The sequence below is a fragment of the Amycolatopsis sp. CA-126428 genome, from assembly GCF_002904335.1.
Taxonomy (GTDB): Bacteria; Actinomycetota; Actinomycetes; order Mycobacteriales; family Pseudonocardiaceae; genus Amycolatopsis.
On the sequence record NZ_PPHF01000034.1, the window covers coordinates 1 to 18,663 of the forward strand.

Below are 18,663 nucleotides of genomic sequence, written 5' to 3' on the forward strand. Positions count from 1 at the left end.
CCGCGGCTGGACCTGGGGCGGCTCCTGGGACACCCCCATCGACTACCAGCACTTCGAGAAGCCCTGACCCTCGACCGGAAAAACCACTGGGGTTACGTGAAATCGTGACGCGGGCTGCGTCTGGGATCGGCCACGACGGAATCCGCAGCCTCGCGCACTGGGGATGATCGACAGGCGCCCGGGATCGCCGCCGGATGGGGCGGCGGTTCTGGGCGTCGGCGCGTTCTAGTCGCGGCGGGCGTTCTGCAGCGCGAGGCCGCGCGGGGTTGCCACGCGGGTGATCAACGCGAACGCGCCGTCGCACAGGAGCGCCAGCAGTACCGCGGCCAGGCCGCCCGCGAAGATCGCTCCGTAACCCTGGGCTCCGACCGCGAAGCCGTCGACTATGTACCGGCCCAGGCCGCCGCCGTCGTTGACGATTGCTCCGATGGCCACCGTGGCGATCAGCTGGAGGAACGCCACCCGGGCGCCCGCCAGGATCACCGGGGATGCCAGCGGCAGCTCCAGGCGCAGCATGATCTGCCCTTCGCGGTAGCCCGTTCCGCGGGCCGCGTCGATCGTCTCCTGCTCCAACGTCACTACGCCCGCGTACGTGTTCGTGAACAACGGGGGCATCGCCAAGGCGACCAGCGCCAGCAGCAACGGCCAGAACGTCGTGTCCAGCTCCCAGCGGCTCGCCAGGAACCAGAACAGGATGATCAGCCCGAAACTCGGGATCGCCCGGCCGATGTTCACCGCGCTGCTCGCGAGGAACGCGCCGCGGCGGTAGTGGGCTAGCCACAGCGCCGCCGGGATGGTCAGCGCCGCCGCGATCGCCAGGGCGAGGAGCGAAAACCTGAGGTGCTCCAGGACGCGGTACGGGACGCCGGCCTTGTCGGTCCAGCTCCAGCGGTTCGGGTCCGCGAGCCACGCGTTCAGCTGATCGAGGAAGCTCATCGCGCCCGCACCTTCCGCGACCAGGGCGCCAGCACGCGCTCGCTGAGCCAGAGGGCCAGATCGACCACCACCGCCAGGACGACGGACAGGCCGACGCCGACGATGATCATCGTCGGGTTGGGGGTCGCCGTCTGGATGCCCGCTCGGATGAAGTAGCCCAGGCCGCCGAGGCCGAGCATCGAAGTCACGGTCACCAGGCCGATCGTCGTCACCGCCGCGACACGCAGGCCGGCGATCACCACCGGCAGGGCGAGGGGCAGCTCGATCTGCCAGAGCAGCCTGCCGCGCGTGTACCCCATCCCGACCGCGGCCTCGCGGACCTCGTTCGGCACCTGGTCGACGCCGGTGACGATGTTGCGGATCAGGATGAGCAGCGTGTACGTCGCGAGCGGGATCATCGCGGAGACGAACGTCAGCCCGAAGAACGGCACCAGCACCGCGAACGCGCCGAGGCTCGGGATCACGTACAACGCGCCCGCCGTGCCGAGGATCACCGGGTACGTCCAGCGGTAACGCAGGGAGACCACGGCGAGCCCGATCGAAACCACCAGCCCGATGCCGAGCGCGGCGCCGGTCAGCGAGACGTGCTCGATGAGGCGCTGGACGATGGCGTCGGCGTTGCGGTCCACCCACTTCCACTGGAAGATCGGCGGCCCGCTGTCGGCGGCCAGCGGCGTCACCGTGTTCACGTGCACCGGGCGACCTTACCCCGATCGGGCTGAAATATTCCGGGGAGTGGGAATTTCGGGTGCTATCTCCCACGATGTGGATTCTTGTCGGAGGTCAGGGCTAGGGTCCTTTCGTCTGTTCGAGTGACGAGGGAGTGGGGATTCGTGCGCTGGTTCCGGAACGCGTCCGTGGTGGCGGTGGCCGTCGCGGCGACGCTCGGTTTGGCCGCCTGTGGCGGCAGCGACAGCGGTGACAAGCCCGCCGCGCAGGGCAAGGGTGGGGCGCCGATCGTCGTCGCGTCCTTCAACTTCACCGACAGTCAGATCCTCGCCGAGATCTACGCGCAGGCGCTGGAGGCCAAGGGCTACCCGGTGACGCGCAAGCTGAACCTCGGGTCGCGGGAGCTGATCTACCCGTCGCTGAAGTCCGGTGAGCTGCAGTTCATCCCGGAGTACCAGGGTGCGGCGATCACCACCGGCTTCGGCAAGGAGGCCGGCAAGACCGCGCAGGAGGAGCACGACCAGCTGGCGAAGCTGTTCGAGCCCAGCGGCATCGGCCTGCTCAACTTCGCGCCCGCCGAGGACAAGAACACCTACATCATCAAGTCCGACCTGGCCAAGGACAAGGGCATCGCGTCCATCAGCGACCTGAAGAAGCTCGACAAGGTCGTCATGGCCGGCCCGCCGGAGTGCGAGAAGCGCCTTCCGTGCTTCAAGGGCTTCACCGACGTCTACAAGCTGACCAACATCACCTTCCAGACGATCCAGGAAGCCGGGCCGCGCGTCGAGCAGCTCAAGTCCGGTGCGGTCACGGTCATCCCGGTCGACTCGGTCAGCCCGCTGACCGGTGACTCGAAGTACACCGTGCTCAAGGACGACCTCAACATCGTGCCGACCGAGAACGTCGTGCCCGCGGTGACCAAGAAGGTCCTCGACGAGCGCGGCGCGGACTTCGCCACCGCCGTGAACGCGGTCAGCGCGAAGCTGACGACCGACGTCATGCGGGACCTCAACAAGCGCGTCGACTCCGACGGCGAACGCGCCGAAGACGTCGCGAAGGACTGGCTGAAGCAGGCCGGGCTCTGAGTCACGCGGTCCCGCTGACGACCCACGCCCGGGCCGTCAGCGGGATCGAGCCGTCGGGATCCGCCGGCAGGCGGCTGCGCAGCAGCTCGCGGATCCGGTCGCGGTGCGCCTGCGGCAGCGTGGCCAGGTACGTCGGCGCCGGGCCCTGCGCGCCGAGGAACGGCTGCCAGTAGTCGTCGAAGTCCGCGAACACCGTCGGGATCCTGATCTCGCCGACGGAGACCGCCGTGAAGCCCGCGTCCGTCCACAACCGGCCCAGCGGCTCCGGGTGGCACAGCGTGAACCGGCGGCCCTCGTCCAGCTCGGCGACCGTCTCCGGGTCGAGCTCGCCGGCCGCGTCCCAGAACCGGCGGATCAGCTCCATGCCCTCGGCGAGGTCCCACAGGTAGGTGGCGGCCAGCCCGCCCGGGGCGGTGACCCGCGCGATCTCCGCCGCCGCGCGGTCCGGGTCGGGGACGAAGTTCAGGACCAGGCCCGACACGACCACGTCGAACCGGGCGTCCGGGAACGGCAGCGAATGGGCGTCGGCGAGGGTGAACGCCGCCCGCGGGTCGGTCACGCTCGCGCGGGCCGACTCCAGGAATCCCTCGGACGGATCGGCGCCGACGACTTCCGCGGGGCCGGCCGCCGCCAGCACCGCCGACGTCAGTGCGCCGGTGCCGCAGCCGACGTCGAGCCAGCGCCGGCCCGCCGGGACGCCGAGCTGCCGGACGAACGTCTCCGCGATCCGGCGGCTCCACCGTCCGATGTAGGCCTCGTAAGCGTCGCCTGACTGCCACATGGCCCCGAGTACAGCACAGAAACCGCTGCTCAGCCGCCGGTCAGGGTCCCGGTCGCGTCGTGGCCCGCCGACGTCGCCCGGCGCAGGAATCCGGCGATCAGCGCCAGTTCGTCCTCGGTGTAGCGCGCGCAGAGCTCGTCCATCGCGGTGTTCATCCCCGCGTAGAGCCGGAACAGCTCCGCGTTGCGGCCGCGGACCGCGCGGACGGCGATCGAGCGCCGGTCGGCGGCCTCGGGGTCGCGTTCGCGGACGATCCAGCCGCCCTTCTGCAGCCGGTCGAGGATGCCGGTCATCGTCGCCGGGTGCAGCCCGGCCCGGCGGGCCAGCGCGCTCGGGCTGAGCGGGCCGTGCCGGGCGATCAGCTCGAGGCAGTCGAGGTCGACGTCCTTGAGCGCCAGCTGGGCGCTTACTTGGTGGTTCAGCAGCGAAAGCTGGTTGCGCAGCTCCCGCAGCGCATCTTTCACCGCCACGGTCGACCGGCGGTGCGCTCCCGCACTCATATGAACCTCGTATCAGTCGGCTGAGGAGCAGCCTAACCGCCGAGAGCCATTCGCGTGTACGCGCGGACGTCGGCGTCCGAATCGGTGCGCCGCGCCCGCAGCCGCACGGCGACCTCGGCGGAGTCCGCCCACTTGCCGAGCGCCTGGACGGCGGCCCGCCGGACGTTCGGGTGCTCGTCTTCCAGGGCTCCGAGCAGCGGTTCCGACGGCGTGGCCAGCGCACCCAGCGCCGTCGCCGCCCCGCGGCGCACCTGCCACGCCGGGTCCGCGGCCGCCGCCACGGCGAGGTCCGCCAGGTTGCCGCCGCAGCCGAGGTCGGCGGCGGCGGTCAGCGCGGCCGCGCGCACGAGCAGGTCCGGGTCGACGGCCAGCGCGGACACCGTGCCGGTGGCGCGCGGGTCGCCGATCGTCCCCAGCCCGGCCGCGACCGCGACCCGGACCTCGCGTGAGGCGTCCGAGGCCGCCTCCGCCAGTGTCGACGCCGCGTCCAGCGACACCAGGCCGCGGATCGCCTCCAGCCGGACCACGACCGCGGGGTCGGCGAGGGAAGCCGCGAACAGCGGCGCATCACCGAGCCGCAGCGCCCGCAGGACGTCCAGCGCCACCGACCGCACGTCCGCGTCGGACACCGCCAGGGCCGACCGCAGCCCCCCGGCCAGGGAAGACGACGGCGCCAGCACCTCCACCAGCTCGCGCAGCCCGGCCGCCGCCGCGGCCCGCACCCGCGCGTCGATGTCGTGCAACGCCGTGACCAGCGCCGGCCCGAAACCGTCCGGCGCCGACTCGGTGAGCACCGCGATCGCCGTCGTGCGGACCTCGGCGTCCGGATCGGACAGATACGTCGACAGCGAGGACAGCGACGGCTGTTCCTCCGCCATGGCGACGACCTCGAGGACCCGCGGCGACGAATGCGTCCGCGCCGGGCCGGCCGCGGTGACCACGTCCGGCGGTGTGTGCCCGCTGAAGGCCGTGTGGACCCCGAGGACTTCGACGGCGAAGTCCGGCACCGAGAACTCCGGCACCGGCACGACGTAGGGCGCCACCGGCCGCTTGACGAACTCCATCTCCCCGGACGGCGTCCGGCGCAGGTTCAGGTGCGCGAGCCACGAGACGTCGTCGCGGCCCGGGTGGTCGGTCCGGTCGTGGTAGAGCCCCCACCGGCTCTCGGTCCGCACCAGCGACGCCCGCGCCGCCATCTCGGCGCAGTCGCGGATGAACGTCACCTCGGCGCAGCGCATCAGCTCGTGCGGGGTCCGGGCGCCCATGCCCGCGATCTCGCCGGACATCCGCGCGAACGTCTCGAGGGCGATCTCCAGCTTCGCGGTCGTCTTGGGCGGTGCCACGTAGTCGTTGACGAACCGCCGCAGCTTGTACTCCACCTGCTGCTGGGGCGGACCATCCGGAGTGGACAACGGCCGGTAGATCAACGCGTGCGCCGCAGCGATCTGGTCTTCGGGCAAGGGGACAAGAGGACGCAGGGAACCCGACGCGTGCGCGCCCGCGAGGTCGCCGTAGACGAACGCGCCGATCATGTAGTTGTGCGGCACGCAGGCGAGGTCGCCGGCCGCGTACAGGCCGGGCACGGTCGTCGCGCCGTTCTCGTCCACCCAGACGCCGGACGCCGAATGCCCGCCGCACAGGCCGATCTCCGAGATGTGCATCTCGACGTCGTGCGTGCGGTAGTCGTGGCCGCGGGTGGCGTGGAACGTCCCCCGTGTCGGCCGTTCGGTCGTGTGCAGGATGTTCTCCAGCGCGCCGAGCGTCTCCTCCGGCAGGTGCGTCAGCTTGAGGTAGATCGGTCCGCGGGCCGACGAGATCTCGCGCGCCACCTCGGCCATCATCTGCCCGGACCAGTAGTCGCAGTCGACGAAGCGGTCGCCGGCCGCGTTGACCTGGTAGCCGCCGAACGGATTGGCGACGTACGCGCAGGCCGGGCCGTTGTAGTCCTTGATCAGCGGGTTGATCTGGAAGCACTCGATGCCGGACAGCTCGGCGCCCGCGTGGTAGGCCATCGCGTACCCGTCGCCGGCGTTGGTCGGGTTCTCGTACGTGCCGTAGAGATAACCGCTCGATGGCAGGCCCAATCGTCCACAAGGACCGGTCGCGAGGATCACCGCGGACGCGGAAACCGTGACGAACTCGCCGGTCCGCGTGTTGAACCCGACGGCACCGACCGCGCGTCCGCCGGACGTCAGCACGCGCACCGGCATCACGCGGTTCTCGATCGTGATGCGCTCGCGCATGTGCTTCTGCCGCAACACGCGGTAGAGCACCTTCTTGATGTCCTTGCCCTCCGGCATCGGCAGGACATAGCTGCCGGACCGGTGCACGCGCCGCACGGCGTACTCGCCGTACTCGTCCTTTTCGAACTTGACGCCGTACTTCTCCAGCCGTTGCACCATGGCGAACCCGCGCCGCGCGGTCTGGTACACAGTGGACTGGTTGACGACGCCGTCGTTGGCGCGGGTGATCTCGGCGACGTAGTCCTCCGGCGTCGCCTTGCCTGGGATGACCGCGTTGTTGACGCCGTCCATGCCCATGGCCAGCGCGCCCGAGTGCCGGACGTGCGCCTTTTCCAGCAGTAGCACGTTCGCGCCGTGCTCGGCGGCGGTCAGCGCGGCCATCGTCCCGGCCGTTCCACCGCCGATCACCAGGACGTCGGTCTCGAAGTGCGTCCGCGTGGACAGCGGGGGTGCTTCGAACGTCATGCCGCCACCAGCCCGTCCAGAACCTCGGCGCGCTCGGCCGCGACGGCGGGCTCGGCCGTCCGCGGCCGCGACGACTCGACGACCTTCGCCAGCCGCCCGTCACGGGTCAGCACCGCGACGCGGTCGGCCAGGAAGAGCGCTTCGTCGACGTCGTGGGTCACGAACACCACCGTCGTCGGCCGTTTGCGCCAGACCTCCACGAGTAGCCGCTGCATGGCCGTGCGGGTCTGGGCGTCCAGCGCCCCGAACGGCTCGTCGGCCAGGATCACCCGCGGCGCCCCGGCGAGGGTGCGGGCGAGCTGGACGCGCTGGCGCATGCCGCCGGAGAGCTCCCGCGGCAGGTGGTCCTCGTACCCGGCCAGCCCGACCTGGGACAGCCAGGACTCCGCTTCGGCCCGCCGCCGCGCCCGCGGGACGCGCCGGATGGACAGCGGCAGCTCGACGTTGCGGCGCACCGAACGCCAGGGCAGCAAGCCGTCGTCCTGGAACACCAGCGCGCGCTCGGCCGACGTGCCGGTCACCTCCTCGCCGGCGGACAGGACGCGGCCCGACGACACGGGCAGCAGCCCGGCCAAGGTGCGCAGCAGGGTCGACTTGCCGCACCCGGAAGGTCCGGTGACGGCCAGGATCTCGGCGTCGGCAATGTCCAGGCCGATGCCGGACAGCACCGCGCGGGGTCCGTAGTGGACGGTCAGGTTCTCGATGCGCAAGCTCATGAGTTCTCCCCTCGGGGCAGCCAGCGGGTGGCGCGGCGGCCGAGCAGTTCGACGGCGGCCGAGGTGACCCAGCCGAGCAGGCCGATGGTGAGCATCCCGACGATCACGCCCGGGTAGTCGACGACGGTGTAGGCCTGCCAGGTCCGGTAGCCGACGCCGAACTCGCCGGAGATCATCTCCGCCGAGATCACGCAGATCCACGAAACGCCCACGCCGACGGACAGCCCGCCGAACACGCCGGGCAGCGCGCCCGGCAGCACGACGTTCCACAGCACCCGCCGCGGTGAGCCCCCCATCGTGCGGATCGCGTCTTCCCAGACCACCGGCAGCGCGCGCACGGCGTGCCGCGTGCTGACCACGACCGGGAAGAACGCGGCGAGGAACGTGATGAACACGATGCCCTGCTCGTTGGTCGGGAAGAGCAGGATGGCGATCGGTACCACCGCGATGGCCGGGATCGGCCGCAGGACTTCCAGGAGTGGCTGGACGACGTCGGACGTGCCGCGGGAGCGCGCGATCGCCGTGCCGAGCCCGATACCGAACACCGCGGCCAGCGCGAAGCCCGTCACGATCCGGCGCAGGGAATCGAGCAGGTCCTGGTAGTAGACGGCGGTGCCGAGCTGGTAGCCGAGGTCGCGGGCCACCTCGACCGGTGTGGGCAGGCGGTCGAAGTGCAGCCACAGGTCGACGTCGAACGCGGTCAGCAGCTCCCACACGACCAGTGCGGCGACGATGCTGCCGGTGCGGACGGCGAGCCGGCTGAACCGGCGTCTCGGTGGCGCCGGTGGGGCTTCCGTGATGGCGGGTTCCTGTTCGAGGGTCTGGGTCATCGGGACTCCTCCACGGCTTGCGCGTAGCTGACGATCGAGCCGGTGTGCCCGGCGAGGTGGGCGCGGGCGCCGTCTTCGGTGGTGAAGGGCAGCAGCGCGCCGTCCGCGTCGCGCACCCAGACGGCCTTGTCCGCGAACCAGCGGGTGCCCGTGGCCGCGTCCGGGACGTAGGCCGCGCGGACTGGTTTCCCGGCGTGCGCCACGGCCTTGAGGAGGCAATCCGGGGTGGCCGCGGGGTGGGTCGCGGTCTCGCCGGTCAGCCACAGCTCACCCGCGGTGCGCGGATCGGTGACCGGCTGCGAACACGTCGTGTCGAAGCCCGTCACCGGGGACGGATTGGCCAAAATGGAGGCAGCCGCCTCGTACGCCGGCCCGTAGATCTCGCGCAGGTACCGGTCGTCGACGAACGCGCCGAGGTCGAGCCGCTTGATGTTGCCGATCGAACGCAGGAAGGGCGCGTCGGTTTCGAGCGCGCTGACCAGCGGGCGCTTCAGCGGCAGGTCGAAGGTGACCACGCCGCCGGCACCGTTGTAGAGGTAGACGACCTCGGGCGGCAGCTTGGTGGCGGACGCGACCTTCAGCGCCGCGTCCATCGGGTGCTGGTGCAGGTAGTCCGTCGCGTCGCGCTGCGCGCGCAGGAACTCCGCGACGACGTCGTGGTGGCTGTCCGCATAGGACTCCCGGACGACCACGCCGTGCCACGTCGGCAGGTTCAGCGCCGAGCCGTCGTAGAGCAGCCGCGCCTGGTTCGCGAACACCAGCTGCCCCGGCCACGCCACGAACTGCCCGAGCGCGTCGATCGACCCGGACAGCAGCCCGGACGCGCCGACCGCGGGCGCCTGGTTCTGCAGGTGGACGTCGCCGGTGCCGATGCCGATGTTCTGCAGGGCGTGCACGGTCGTGCCGTGCCCGGCCGAGCCGACGCTGGCCGAGATCTTCTTCCCGCGCAGGTCGGCCAGGGTGTGCGCCGGCGACTTCGGCGGCACCACGACCATGTTGAGTGCGCCCAGCAGGTTGTAGCCGGTGGCGGCGACCAGCTTGGTGCGTCCGTCGCCGAACTCCTGGGTCCGGGAACCGTTGATGAGCAACGGGTAGTCGCCCATCGAGCCGACGTCGATCTTCCCGGCCACCATTTGCGCGGTGATCGGGGCGCCGGTCGAGTAGTCCTGCCAGGTGACGTGATAGCGCTTCCCGTCCCGGTTGCCCAGGTCGGCGAGCCGCTTCTCGAAGTACCCCAGCGACCGCAGCAACGTGCCCGCGGTGACGGTGTTGATCGTCTTCGACTGGTAGCCGATCACGACGTCCACCTCGTTCGACGTGGCGGCGTTCGCGGTGCAGCCCGCGGCCAGCAGCGCGGCGACGAGCAGGATCCGGGCCCCGTTCATCGCAGCAGGTAAGGCATGTTGATGGTCACCGCGCCGGTCGGGCAGCGCGCCGCGCACGGCCCGCAGTACCAGCACTCGTCGACGTGCATGTACGCCTTGTCGGTGTCCGGGTCGATGGCCAGCGAGTCGAGCGGGCACATGTCGACACAGAGGCGGCAGCCGTCGAGGCACTTCGACTCGTCGATCGTCACCGGGACGTCGATCCGGCTCGGCACGAGGGGCATGGCGGTCTCCTTCAGGAGCGGTCGAGGCGGGCGCGCATGGTGAGGCGGTCGCCGCGCAGGCGGATGTATTCGAGGTCGACGGGCCGTCCGTCGGCGAAGTGCGTGAGGCGTTCCCACCGCAGCAGCGCCGCGCCCGGCGGAACTTCGAGGACCGCCGCGGTTTCCGGGTCGGCGTTGAGGGCTTCGACGTCGATGTCGGCGTAGCCCAGCCGCTGCCCGGACGTCTCTTCGATGAGCGCGAAGACGTCCCGGCCGGCGAGGTCGTGCTCCAGCAGCGGCTTCCCGATCTCCGGCAGCAGATAGGTGAGGTCGAGCGACAGCGGGACGCCGTCGAGTTTTCTGAGTCGCTCGAGGTAGACGACCTCGGAGCGTTCGGGCACGCCGAGCCGGTGCGCCACGACGGCGGGTGCGGGCACGAGGTCCGCCGCCCGGACTTCGTTGGTCACCTCGCCGTGTTCGCGCAGCACCTCGGCCAGCCCGGCCAGCCGGTTGAGCGCGTGCGGGTACTTGTGCCCGACGACGACCGTGCCGACACCCGGCTGGCGGGTGATCAGGCCGTCGTCACGCAGCAGCGCGAGGGCCTCCCGCACGGTGTTCCGGGTGACCGAGAACTCCACCGTGAGGTCCTCTTCACACGGCAGCGCCTCCTCGGCCAGCACCTGACGGCGCAGCAGGTCGGCGAGCTGCCGGGCGCTGTCCGACCGGGTGCGGCGGGGTGTGGTGGGCATGGCGGGGAGAATGGCCAGTGCACGTTAACACCGTGTTACGCCACTTCCGACCTCCTCGGCGACGCGCTGACCAGCGAAAACAGCTGTCCAGAGCGGACTTCCGCCGCTCACTATCTGAGACGTGCGAGGGCGCCCGCCGGTGGTGCGCCGGGCGGTGGAATCGTGGACCCTGATCTGTACGCCGGAGAAGGAGTCCAATGGGAAAGGTCACGGCCACCGCGGAGCGCACCATCGACGCCCCGGCCGACAAGGTCCGCGCGCTCGTCGCCGACTACGCCGAGACGCGGCCGAAGCTGCTCACCGAGCACTACCGCGACTACCAGGTCACCGAAGGCGGCGTCGGCGCCGGGACCAAGGCGGGCTGGAAGCTGCAGGCGACGTCCAAGCGCGTGCGGGACGTCAAGGCGACGGTCACCGAGCCGCGGCCCGGGACGCTGGTCGAGACCGACGCGAACTCCAGCATGGTCACCACGTGGACCGTCACCGAAGCGGGTGAACGCAGTGTGGTGAAGATCGAGACCACGTGGGACGGTGCGGGCGGGATCGGCGGCTTCTTCGAGAAGACCTTCGCCCCCGGCGGGCTCAAGAAGATCTACGACGGCGTCCTCGGCAAGCTCGCCGAGATCGTGTGACGCCTCACAATCGGAATCAGCGCCCCGGTTAGCTGGTTACATCGGACGGAATCCGGGGCGGCTGCCCCGCTTCGAGACTTTGGAGGAGATTCGACGATGAGCACGGCGACCGAAATCCGGCTGGCTTCGCGGCCGGAAGGTGTTCCGACGAACGACAACTTCGAGATCGTCGACACCGAGGTGCCCACCCCGGGTGACGGGCAGATCCTGGTCCGCAACCTGATCATGAGCGTCGACCCGGCGATGCGCGGCCGCATGAAGGACGTCAAGTCCTACGCGCCGCCGTTCCAGGTCGGCGAGGTCATGTCCGGCGGTGCGGTCGGCGAGGTCGTCGAGTCCCATGTGGACGACGTCAAGCCGGGTGACCACGTGCTGCACCAGGCCGGCTGGCGCACCCACGCCGTGCTCGACGCGGGCCGGTACGTCAAGGTCGACGGCGCCGCGGCGCCGCTGTCGACGTACCTCGGCGTGCTCGGCATGCCGGGCCTGACCGCGTACGCGGGCCTGCTGGAGTCGGCCGAGTTCAAGCCGGGCGACACGGTGTTCGTCTCGGGCGCGGCCGGCGCGGTCGGCTCGCTGGTCGGGCAGCTCGCGAAGCTGAAGGGCGCCAAGCGCGTCATCGGCTCGGCGGGTTCGGAGGAGAAGGTCCGGCACCTGATCGACGACCTCGGCTTCGACGCCGCGTTCAACTACAAGGACGGCCCGGTCGCCGAGCAGCTGCACAAGGCGGCGCCGGAGGGCATCGACGTCTACTTCGACAACGTCGGCGGCGAGCACCTCGAAGCCGCGATCGACGCGATCACCGTGCACGGGCGGATCGCCATCTGCGGGATGATCTCCACGTACAACGCCACCGAGCCGACGCCGGCGCCGCGCAACCTCGCGCAGGTCATCGCCAAGCGGCTCACCATCCGCGGCCTGCTGGTGATCGACCACTGGCACCTGCAGCAGCAGTTCGTCACCGAGGTCGCGCCGCTGGTGAACTCCGGCGAGATCAAGTACTCGGAGACCTTCGTCGACGGCATCCGCAACGCGCCCGAGGCGTTCCTCGGCCTGCTGTCGGGCGCCAACACCGGCAAGATGCTGGTCCGGATCGCGGACTAGAGGAGTCCGGCCAGCTCCGGCAGGGTCGACGCGGTGTAGGTGGGCGCGGGCGAGCCGGGCAGCGGGTGGACGCCGGGACGGGTGAGCAACGCCGTCTCGAGCCCCGCGGCCTGGGCGCCCGCGATGTCCCAGTCGTGCGCGGCGATCATGACCGCCCGCTCCCCGGGATAGGCGGCCGTGACCTGGAGGTAAGGCTCCGGCGCGGGCTTGAGCCTGCCGACCTGCTCGGCCGAGAAGATCCGGTCGAGCAGCGGCGCCAGCCCGGCGTTCAGCAGCTGCGCCTCGGCGGTGGCGAGCGGCGAATTCGTCAGGGCGACGATGGTGTGGCCCTGTTCGCGGAGCTTCACCAGGCCGGGTTCGACGTCCGGGTGGGCGGGGAGGCTGCGCAGTCCTTCGCCGATCTTCGCGAGATCGGCCTCCCGCCCGTGCCGGTCGGCGACCTCGATCGCGGCGTCGCCGGCGATGCCCGCGAAGTCCCGGTAGCTGCCGGTCGCCGTCACGGTCAGGACGGTGTGGATCGCCAGGCCGAACCACTCGCGCCGCAGCTCGGGCCCGCCGATGGTGGCGTCCAGCGCGGCGAGGTCCAGCAAGGTCTCGTTGACGTCGAGGACGCACAGCATGCGGCACTCCGGAGGTTCGAAGGTTCTCGTACCCGACCGAAGGTACGACAGCTGAGCGGCGGGGTTCGAACTGCTCCGCGGTGACGGCGGCGAGCGGGCGGCGCGACGCGGGCAACGGCACGTTCGTCGCCGGGATCAGTACTGCCCGGTCAACGCCCGCTCGTCGAGGCGTGCGTCCAGTTCCGCCGCCGACATCGGCAACGCCATCTGGTCACGCATGATCGTGCCCATCGACGGCAGCGTCTTCTCGTCGAGCACCGGCACCGAGCCCGCCGGGTCGCCACGCGGGGAGACGTCGCAGCTGCCGTCCGGTGCCGAAGTCGCCAGCAGCACGAACGGCGAGTGCGCGATCAGGGTGCGCGCGTGCTCGTCGATCCGGTCGATGACCTTCTGCTGCGTCAGCTCGGCGACCTCGCCGATCACCTCGCGCAGTGCCTCGTGTGTGTGTCGATGATCCCCATGTCGTCAACCTAGCGCCCACCACCGGCAGTCCGGCCCGCGATCACGATCCGCGCCGCCTCGGTGGACTTCTTCACCACCAGGTCCACCGAATAGCCGTGCTTCACGAACACGCCGTCGAGCTGGAACGTGCCGTAGCCGTGGGCCTGGGTGAACAACTGCTCCATCAGCTCCAGGGCCGTGGCCGGGTCCGGGGCGACGGCCAGGCAGCGCATCAGGAACTCGTCGGTCAGCCGGCGGGTCTGCTCGTGCAGGCCGACGTGGTCCGGTCCGTGCAGGCCGTCCGCGTAGAGGACGTTCATCCCGGCGCGGCGCTCGATCAGGTACCGCGTGTAGGCGCCCGCGGCCGCGGCGAGGGCTTCCGCCGGGGCGTCGTGCTCGGCGGCCGCCGCGGTGACGCGGTCGGCCAGCTGGCCGGCGATGTGGCCCGCGACCTCGGCCAGCAGGGTCTCGCGGTCGGCGAAGTGCCGGTAGGGCGCGCCGGGGCTGACCTTCGCGCGGCGGGCGACCTCGGCGACCGAGAAGCCGGCCAAGCCCTGCTCCGCGATCAGGTCGAGTGAGACGCGCACGAGCTCGCCGCGGAGGTCGCCGTGGTGGTACTTGCCGCCCATGACCTGGATCACGTCTCTCGCTCGAAATATGTAAGACCTCTCTTACGTAGAGATGTAAGAGGCCTCTTACGAACCGACGGTACTTGAACCTGGAGGGTTCCATGAGCACCACCACGCACGCCATCGCCGCTCCGGCGCCGGGCGCGCCCCTGGCGCCGACCACGATCGAGCGCCGTGACCTGCGTCCCGACGACGTGCTGATCGACATCGCGTTCGCCGGCATCTGCCACAGCGACATCCACCAGGCCAAGGAGGACTGGGGCCAGGCGATCTTCCCGATGGTCCCGGGTCACGAGATCGCCGGCGTCGTCGCCGCGGTCGGCTCGGACGTCACGAAGTACCAGGTCGGCGACCGCGTCGGGGTCGGCTGCATGGTCGACTCCTGCGGCGAGTGCGAATACTGCCTGGCCGGCACCGAGCAGTTCTGCGTCAAGGGCAACGTCCAGACCTACAACGGCGTCGGCTTCGACGGCGAGAACACCTACGGCGGCTACAGCAACCAGATCGTCGTGAAGGACGCCTTCGTCTGCGGCATCCCCGAGGGGATCGACCTGGACGTCGCCGCGCCGCTGCTGTGCGCGGGCATCACCACCTACTCCCCGCTGCACCACTGGGGCGCCGGCCCCGGCAAGAAGGTTGCCGTGATCGGCCTCGGCGGGCTCGGCCACATGGGCGTCAAGATCGCCGCCGCCATGGGCGCCGAGGTGACCGTGCTGAGCCAGAGCCTCAAGAAGCAGGAAGACGGCCTGAAGCTCGGCGCGAAGGACTACTACGCCACCAGCGACGAGGCGACCTTCGACGTCCTGCGCGGCAAGTTCGACATCATCCTCAACACCGTCTCGGCCAAGCTGCCGATCGACGCCTACCTGAGCCTGCTCAAGGTCGGCGGCGCGATGGTGAACGTCGGCGCGCCCGGCGAGCCGCTGGCCTACAACGCCTTCTCGCTGCTCGGCGGCAACAAGGTGCTGGCCGGTTCGATGATCGGCGGCATCGCCGAGACCCAGGAGATGCTGGACTTCTGCGCGAAGCACGGCATCGGCGCGGAGATCGAGACGATCTCGGCCGACAAGGTCAACGAGGCCTACGAGCGCGTCGAGAACTCCGACGTGCGCTACCGCTTCGTCATCGACGCCAAGACCATCGGTGCCTGACCCCTCGTGAGTGGTAATGCGGGTTCTAACGCGCATTACCACTCACGAGCGCGGTCAGAAGACGACGGTGCGGTTGCCGTGGACCAGCACGCGGTTCTCCAGGTGCCAGCGGAGGCCGCGGGCGAGGGTGACTTTTTCGATGTCCCGGCCCTTGCGGACCATGTCCTCGACCGAATCGCCGTGGTCGACGCGGATGACGTCCTGCTCGATGATCGGGCCCGCGTCGAGGTCCGCCGTCACGTAGTGGCAGGTCGCGCCGACCAGCTTCACACCGCGCGTGTGGGCCTGGTGGTACGGCTTCGCGCCGATGAACGACGGCAGGAAGCTGTGGTGGATGTTGATCGCCCGCCCGGCCCACTCGCGGCACAGGTCGGCGGGCAGGATCTGCATGAACCGGGCCAGCACCACCGCGTGCGGGTCGTGCTCGGCGACCAGCTTGCGGACCTCCGCGAACGCGGCTTCCTTGCCACCGGCCGGGAACGGCACGTGGTGGAACGGGATGCCGTGCGCGCGGGTGATGTCGGCCAGTGCGTCGTGGTTGCCGATCACCGCGGCGACGTCGACGTCGAGTTCCCCCGAGGCGACGCGGCCGAGCAGGTCGTACAGGCAGTGCCCGGCCGTGGAGACGAGGATCACCGCGCGGCGCCGCTCGCCGGTGTCGCTGACCCGCCAGCTCGACTCGGCGGACAGCTCCGCGGCGACCTCGCCGAAGCGGGCGCGCAACTCGTCGGCGTCGAAGGGCAGCGAGTCGGCCCGGACCACCTGGCGGGTGAAGAACCAGCCCGTGTCCGGGTCGGTGTGGTAGGCCGCCTCGACGATCCAGCCGCCGTGCTCGGCGAGGAACCCGGAGATCCGGGCGATGATGCCGGTGCGGTCGGGGCAGCCGAAGGTGATGACGTAGCGGCGTTCGGGAGCGGTCACGCCGTGCATTCTCCCTGGCGCTGGTCAGGGCGCTGCGAGCGGTGCGAGGTCACCCGTGACCGACGCCTGGTGCGGACGGCCCCACAGCGCCCGGTAGACGTCGTCGGCGGCGCCGGTGACCGCCGCGCCGGGCTCGCCGAGCGCCCACGTGCGCTCCGGCGTCGTGACGCGGACGTTGGCCGTCTTGCCCAGGCGCGGGGTGAGGTAGGTCAGGAACTCGTCGATGCCGTCGTTCGCGAAGCCGGGGGAGAAGCGGGTGCCCGGACCGTCTTCGAGGGCCGACTCGGCGTCGAGGCGGTGGATCGCCGTCTCGTGGGCCATCCGCCGCGTCCAGTCGCCGACCGTCGTGGCGAAGCCCGGGTACGGCGAGAAGGCCGGGGCTTCCGGGGCGCGGCCGAGCGCTTCGCGCAGCGCGAGGCGCTGGCCGTCCCACCACCCCAGCACGTCTTCCCAGTCCTCCGGTGGCGCCGGTTTCACGGGCCGGTTCACCGCCAAGCCGACCGCGAAGCCGTGCACGAACGCGATGTGCGTCACCAGGTCATGGACAGTCCACTTCGGACAGTTCGGCACCCGGGCCGACGGCCCGGCCGCCAGCGCCGCCCGTTTCAGCCCGTCCGCGTGGACGTCGATCGCTTCGAGCATGGGCCGACCGTAGCCGCCGGCCGGCCTCGATGGCGAACACCAATCCCAAGCCGAGGCTGAAGGACAACAGCAGGCCCTTGCCCGGCTCGTCCGCGAAAGCAGCACCGCCCGCGAAGCCGATCAAAACGCTGTACACCGCCCAGATCGCCGCTCCGGCGGCGTCGAGTGCGACGAACTTCGGCAGCGGGTAGCCGAGGCTGCCGGTGGCCAGCGCACTGGCGACGCGGCCGCCCGGCAGGTAGCGGGCCGCGATGATGAGCAGCCCGCCGTGGCGGCGCACCTGGTCGAGGGCCCATTCGTGGCGACGGCGGCCCTCCGGCCCGCGCTGCAGCCGCGCGAGCGCTTGCGGGCCGGCCGCCCGGCCGACGGCGTACCCGAGGCAGTCGCCCGCCCACGCACCCCCGGCCGCCACCGCGGCGAGCAGGGTCAATTGCGCCGGATCGGGCCCGAACAGGACGGCGACGGTGACGACCGTGGTCTCGCTGGGCATAAAGGGCAGCAACGCGTCCAATCCGGACACCGCGAAGACGAGCACCCACAGCCACGGCGAGCCGAGCGCCTCGCGCAGCAGTTCGGTGACCTGGCCCAGGAGTTCCACGGCTCAATGGTGATCACCGAAGGTCACCTGCGGGTGACGGAGCGGGGGTGGCCCGGTGAACGTTCAGGCGGGGGCGACGGCGGCCCAGGGAACCGTCAGTTCACCCAGCCGGATCCGGGACGGCGGGCCCAGCACCGGCCAGCCCCGCGCGGCCAGCAGCCGGACCGTCTCCAGCCAGCGCGAACGGGCACCGAAGGACTGGTGGGGAGCCGCCGTCGCCCAGCAGGCGTCCAAGGTGGACAGTAGCGCATGGACGCGCTCACCGGGGACGTTCCGGTGGATCAGCGCCTTCGGCAGCCGCTCGGCGATCGTCGACGGCTTCTCCAGCCCGGCCAGCCGCATCGAGAGCGTCAGCGAGACCGGACCGGCCTGGGAGACCAGCGCCCACGTCGACAGCCGGCCGATCTCGTCGCACGTGCCCTCGACCAGGAGGCCCTCGGCGGGCATCGAGCCGAGCATCCGGCCCCACGCGCCCGCGACCTCGTCCTCCGCGTACTGCCGGAGCACGTTGAACGCCCGCACCAGCACCGGCCGCGTCCCGGCGAGCTCGAAGCCGCCGCGGCGGAAGTCCAGCAGGGGCGGTGCCGCGGCGGGCAGAGCGGCGGCCACCCGCACCGGATCCAGCTCCAGGCCCAGCACCCGGACGTCGGGCCGGACCCGCCGCAGCCACCGGGCCAGCTCGACCGTCGTCACCGGGGAAGCGCCGTACCCGAGGTCGACGACCAGGGGTGCGCCGGCCGCGCGCAGCAGCCGGGAAGTGGCCGGCGCGGCCGCGATCCACCGGTCGACCCGGCGCAGGCGGTTCGGGTTGGTCGTGCCGCGCGTCGGCGCGCCGACCGGGGTCAGTTTGCTTTGGTGAGCCACTTCGCGGTGAATTCGGCTTCGCGTTCCAGCAGCTTCGTGACCTGCTCGGCGATCACGCTCTCCAGCTTCCCGCCGAACAGCGGGATCCGGACCGTGACCTCGCCGCTGGTCCGGTGCACCGTCCGGTCGCCGTCGGCCAGCAGCGCCGTCCGCGCGGTGATCTCGCCCGGGACGCCGCCGACCTCCACCGTGGCGTTGCCCTGGTGGCCGGTGCCGTCGTTGCTCACGCGCCAGGTCTGCGTGCGGGTCACCAGCAGGTCGCCCTTGTGCAGCGTCCGGACCGCCTGCGGCAGCTTGTCGGCGCTGATGCCCTGCCGCAGCTGGTACCGCAGGCCCGCGTCGGACGGTTCGTACGCCAGCAGCGCCGCGCTGTGCCCGCCCAGCTCCTCCAGGCGTGCCCGCAGCGCGTCTTCGCCGGCGACGGCCGCGTACGTGGACGCGACGTCGGCGGGGAACTCAGCGCGGTGCTCGATCCGGGATCCCATGAGCCGGACAGTAC

The 18,663-nt window shown here is 71.0% G+C and carries 23 protein-coding genes; 5 read left to right on the forward strand and 18 right to left on the reverse strand.

Translation table 11 applies throughout. The features are described 5' to 3' along the window. Positions 1 to 67: M15 family metallopeptidase (locus C2L58_RS09830; protein ID WP_146073563.1), on the forward strand; the 67-nt coding region annotated here is incomplete at its 5' end. 158 nt (positions 68 to 225) lie between these two features. Here the strand turns inward: C2L58_RS09830 and C2L58_RS09835 are convergent. After that, positions 226 to 936, reverse strand: a complete 711-nt coding sequence (locus tag C2L58_RS09835) for an ABC transporter permease (protein ID WP_103337255.1) — start codon at positions 934 to 936, stop codon at positions 226 to 228. Further along, positions 933 to 1,631: an ABC transporter permease gene (locus tag C2L58_RS09840; protein WP_103337256.1), complete on the reverse strand. Its 699-nt coding sequence runs from the start codon at positions 1,629 to 1,631 to the stop codon at positions 933 to 935. Before C2L58_RS09840 ends, C2L58_RS09835 begins: the two co-directional genes overlap by 4 nt. Positions 1,632 to 1,769: 138 nt before the next feature. Between C2L58_RS09840 and C2L58_RS09845 the strand changes: the two genes are divergently transcribed. Further along, positions 1,770 to 2,690, forward strand: a complete 921-nt coding sequence (locus tag C2L58_RS09845; protein WP_103337257.1) for an ABC transporter substrate-binding protein — start codon at positions 1,770 to 1,772, stop codon at positions 2,688 to 2,690. 1 nt (position 2,691) lies between these two features. Here the strand turns inward: C2L58_RS09845 and C2L58_RS09850 are convergent, their stop codons facing one another. Genes C2L58_RS09850 through C2L58_RS09885 form a run of 8 tightly spaced genes read right to left on the reverse strand, consistent with a single transcriptional unit; the run spans position 2,692 to position 10,562 of the window. Then, a complete protein-coding gene (locus tag C2L58_RS09850; protein WP_103337258.1) occupies positions 2,692 to 3,471 on the reverse strand; it encodes a class I SAM-dependent methyltransferase in 780 nt (259 codons plus the stop codon). A gap of 29 nt (positions 3,472 to 3,500) precedes the next feature. Further along, positions 3,501 to 3,971 carry a MarR family transcriptional regulator gene (locus tag C2L58_RS09855; protein WP_103337259.1) on the reverse strand — a complete coding sequence of 157 codons (471 nt, stop codon included), beginning with the start codon at positions 3,969 to 3,971 and terminating at the stop codon, positions 3,501 to 3,503. A gap of 32 nt (positions 3,972 to 4,003) precedes the next feature. After that, positions 4,004 to 6,679: a fumarate reductase/succinate dehydrogenase flavoprotein subunit gene (locus C2L58_RS09860; RefSeq protein WP_103337260.1), complete on the reverse strand. Its 2,676-nt coding sequence runs from the start codon at positions 6,677 to 6,679 to the stop codon at positions 4,004 to 4,006. Beyond that, positions 6,676 to 7,395 carry an ABC transporter ATP-binding protein gene (locus C2L58_RS09865; RefSeq protein WP_103337261.1) on the reverse strand — a complete coding sequence of 240 codons (720 nt, stop codon included), beginning with the start codon at positions 7,393 to 7,395 and terminating at the stop codon, positions 6,676 to 6,678. The genes C2L58_RS09860 and C2L58_RS09865 overlap by 4 nt, the downstream gene beginning before the upstream one ends. Further along, positions 7,392 to 8,225: an ABC transporter permease gene (locus C2L58_RS09870; protein WP_103337262.1), complete on the reverse strand. Its 834-nt coding sequence runs from the start codon at positions 8,223 to 8,225 to the stop codon at positions 7,392 to 7,394. Before C2L58_RS09870 ends, C2L58_RS09865 begins: the two co-directional genes overlap by 4 nt. Beyond that, a complete protein-coding gene (locus C2L58_RS09875; protein WP_103337263.1) occupies positions 8,222 to 9,610 on the reverse strand; it encodes an ABC transporter substrate-binding protein in 1,389 nt (462 codons plus the stop codon). The genes C2L58_RS09870 and C2L58_RS09875 overlap by 4 nt, the downstream gene beginning before the upstream one ends. Next, complete coding sequence (locus tag C2L58_RS09880; protein ID WP_103337264.1) at positions 9,607 to 9,834, reverse strand: 4Fe-4S dicluster domain-containing protein; 228 nt, start codon at positions 9,832 to 9,834, stop codon at positions 9,607 to 9,609. Before C2L58_RS09880 ends, C2L58_RS09875 begins: the two co-directional genes overlap by 4 nt. Before the next feature lie 11 nt (positions 9,835 to 9,845). Next, positions 9,846 to 10,562, reverse strand: coding sequence for a GntR family transcriptional regulator (locus tag C2L58_RS09885; RefSeq protein WP_103337265.1), 717 nt, complete (start codon positions 10,560 to 10,562; stop codon positions 9,846 to 9,848). Between the two features lie 197 nt (positions 10,563 to 10,759). On the opposite strand from C2L58_RS09885, the gene C2L58_RS09890 reads away from it, so the two are divergent. Then, on the forward strand, positions 10,760 to 11,194 hold the full coding sequence (locus tag C2L58_RS09890; RefSeq protein WP_086842463.1) for an SRPBCC family protein: 435 nt from the start codon (positions 10,760 to 10,762) through the stop codon (positions 11,192 to 11,194). A 96-nt stretch (positions 11,195 to 11,290) separates the two neighbouring features. Continuing rightward, positions 11,291 to 12,298 carry an NADP-dependent oxidoreductase gene (locus tag C2L58_RS09895; RefSeq protein ID WP_103337266.1) on the forward strand — a complete coding sequence of 336 codons (1,008 nt, stop codon included), beginning with the start codon at positions 11,291 to 11,293 and terminating at the stop codon, positions 12,296 to 12,298. On the opposite strand, the gene C2L58_RS09900 is transcribed toward C2L58_RS09895, so the two are convergent. The 3 genes from C2L58_RS09900 to C2L58_RS09910 form a co-directional block, all read right to left on the reverse strand. Next, entirely contained in the window at positions 12,295 to 12,918 is a 624-nt protein-coding gene (locus C2L58_RS09900) for an HAD family hydrolase (protein ID WP_103337267.1), read from the reverse strand. The two genes, C2L58_RS09895 and C2L58_RS09900, sit on opposite strands and share 4 nt — an antisense overlap. Positions 12,919 to 13,053: 135 nt before the next feature. Beyond that, complete coding sequence (locus tag C2L58_RS09905; RefSeq protein WP_233225651.1) at positions 13,054 to 13,341, reverse strand: pyridoxamine 5'-phosphate oxidase family protein; 288 nt, start codon at positions 13,339 to 13,341, stop codon at positions 13,054 to 13,056. A gap of 47 nt (positions 13,342 to 13,388) precedes the next feature. Next, positions 13,389 to 14,000 carry a TetR/AcrR family transcriptional regulator gene (locus C2L58_RS09910; protein ID WP_103337269.1) on the reverse strand — a complete coding sequence of 204 codons (612 nt, stop codon included), beginning with the start codon at positions 13,998 to 14,000 and terminating at the stop codon, positions 13,389 to 13,391. A gap of 89 nt (positions 14,001 to 14,089) precedes the next feature. Here C2L58_RS09910 and C2L58_RS09915 point away from each other — a divergent pair, with 89 nt between their 5' ends. Continuing rightward, positions 14,090 to 15,139 (forward strand): NAD(P)-dependent alcohol dehydrogenase, encoded by a 1,050-nt coding sequence (locus C2L58_RS09915; RefSeq protein ID WP_103337270.1) that lies wholly within the window; start codon positions 14,090 to 14,092, stop codon positions 15,137 to 15,139. A 54-nt stretch (positions 15,140 to 15,193) separates the two neighbouring features. Here C2L58_RS09915 and purU read toward each other — a convergent pair whose 3' ends face one another. The 5 genes from purU to C2L58_RS09940 form a co-directional block, all read right to left on the reverse strand. Next, the gene (gene purU, locus C2L58_RS09920) at positions 15,194 to 16,069 is read right to left on the reverse strand and encodes a formyltetrahydrofolate deformylase (RefSeq protein ID WP_199191194.1); all 876 of its coding nucleotides are present in this window, start codon (positions 16,067 to 16,069) and stop codon (positions 15,194 to 15,196) included. 15 nt (positions 16,070 to 16,084) lie between these two features. Next, complete coding sequence (locus C2L58_RS09925) at positions 16,085 to 16,702, reverse strand: maleylpyruvate isomerase family mycothiol-dependent enzyme (RefSeq protein WP_103337271.1); 618 nt, start codon at positions 16,700 to 16,702, stop codon at positions 16,085 to 16,087. After that, positions 16,599 to 17,300 carry a DedA family protein gene (locus C2L58_RS09930; protein ID WP_103337272.1) on the reverse strand — a complete coding sequence of 234 codons (702 nt, stop codon included), beginning with the start codon at positions 17,298 to 17,300 and terminating at the stop codon, positions 16,599 to 16,601. The genes C2L58_RS09925 and C2L58_RS09930 overlap by 104 nt, the downstream gene beginning before the upstream one ends. A 63-nt stretch (positions 17,301 to 17,363) precedes the next feature. Further along, complete coding sequence (locus tag C2L58_RS09935; RefSeq protein ID WP_103337273.1) at positions 17,364 to 18,164, reverse strand: SAM-dependent methyltransferase; 801 nt, start codon at positions 18,162 to 18,164, stop codon at positions 17,364 to 17,366. Further along, the gene (locus C2L58_RS09940) at positions 18,143 to 18,649 is read right to left on the reverse strand and encodes a DUF2505 domain-containing protein (protein WP_103337274.1); all 507 of its coding nucleotides are present in this window, start codon (positions 18,647 to 18,649) and stop codon (positions 18,143 to 18,145) included. Before C2L58_RS09940 ends, C2L58_RS09935 begins: the two co-directional genes overlap by 22 nt. Positions 18,650 to 18,663: the final 14 nt, after the last annotated feature.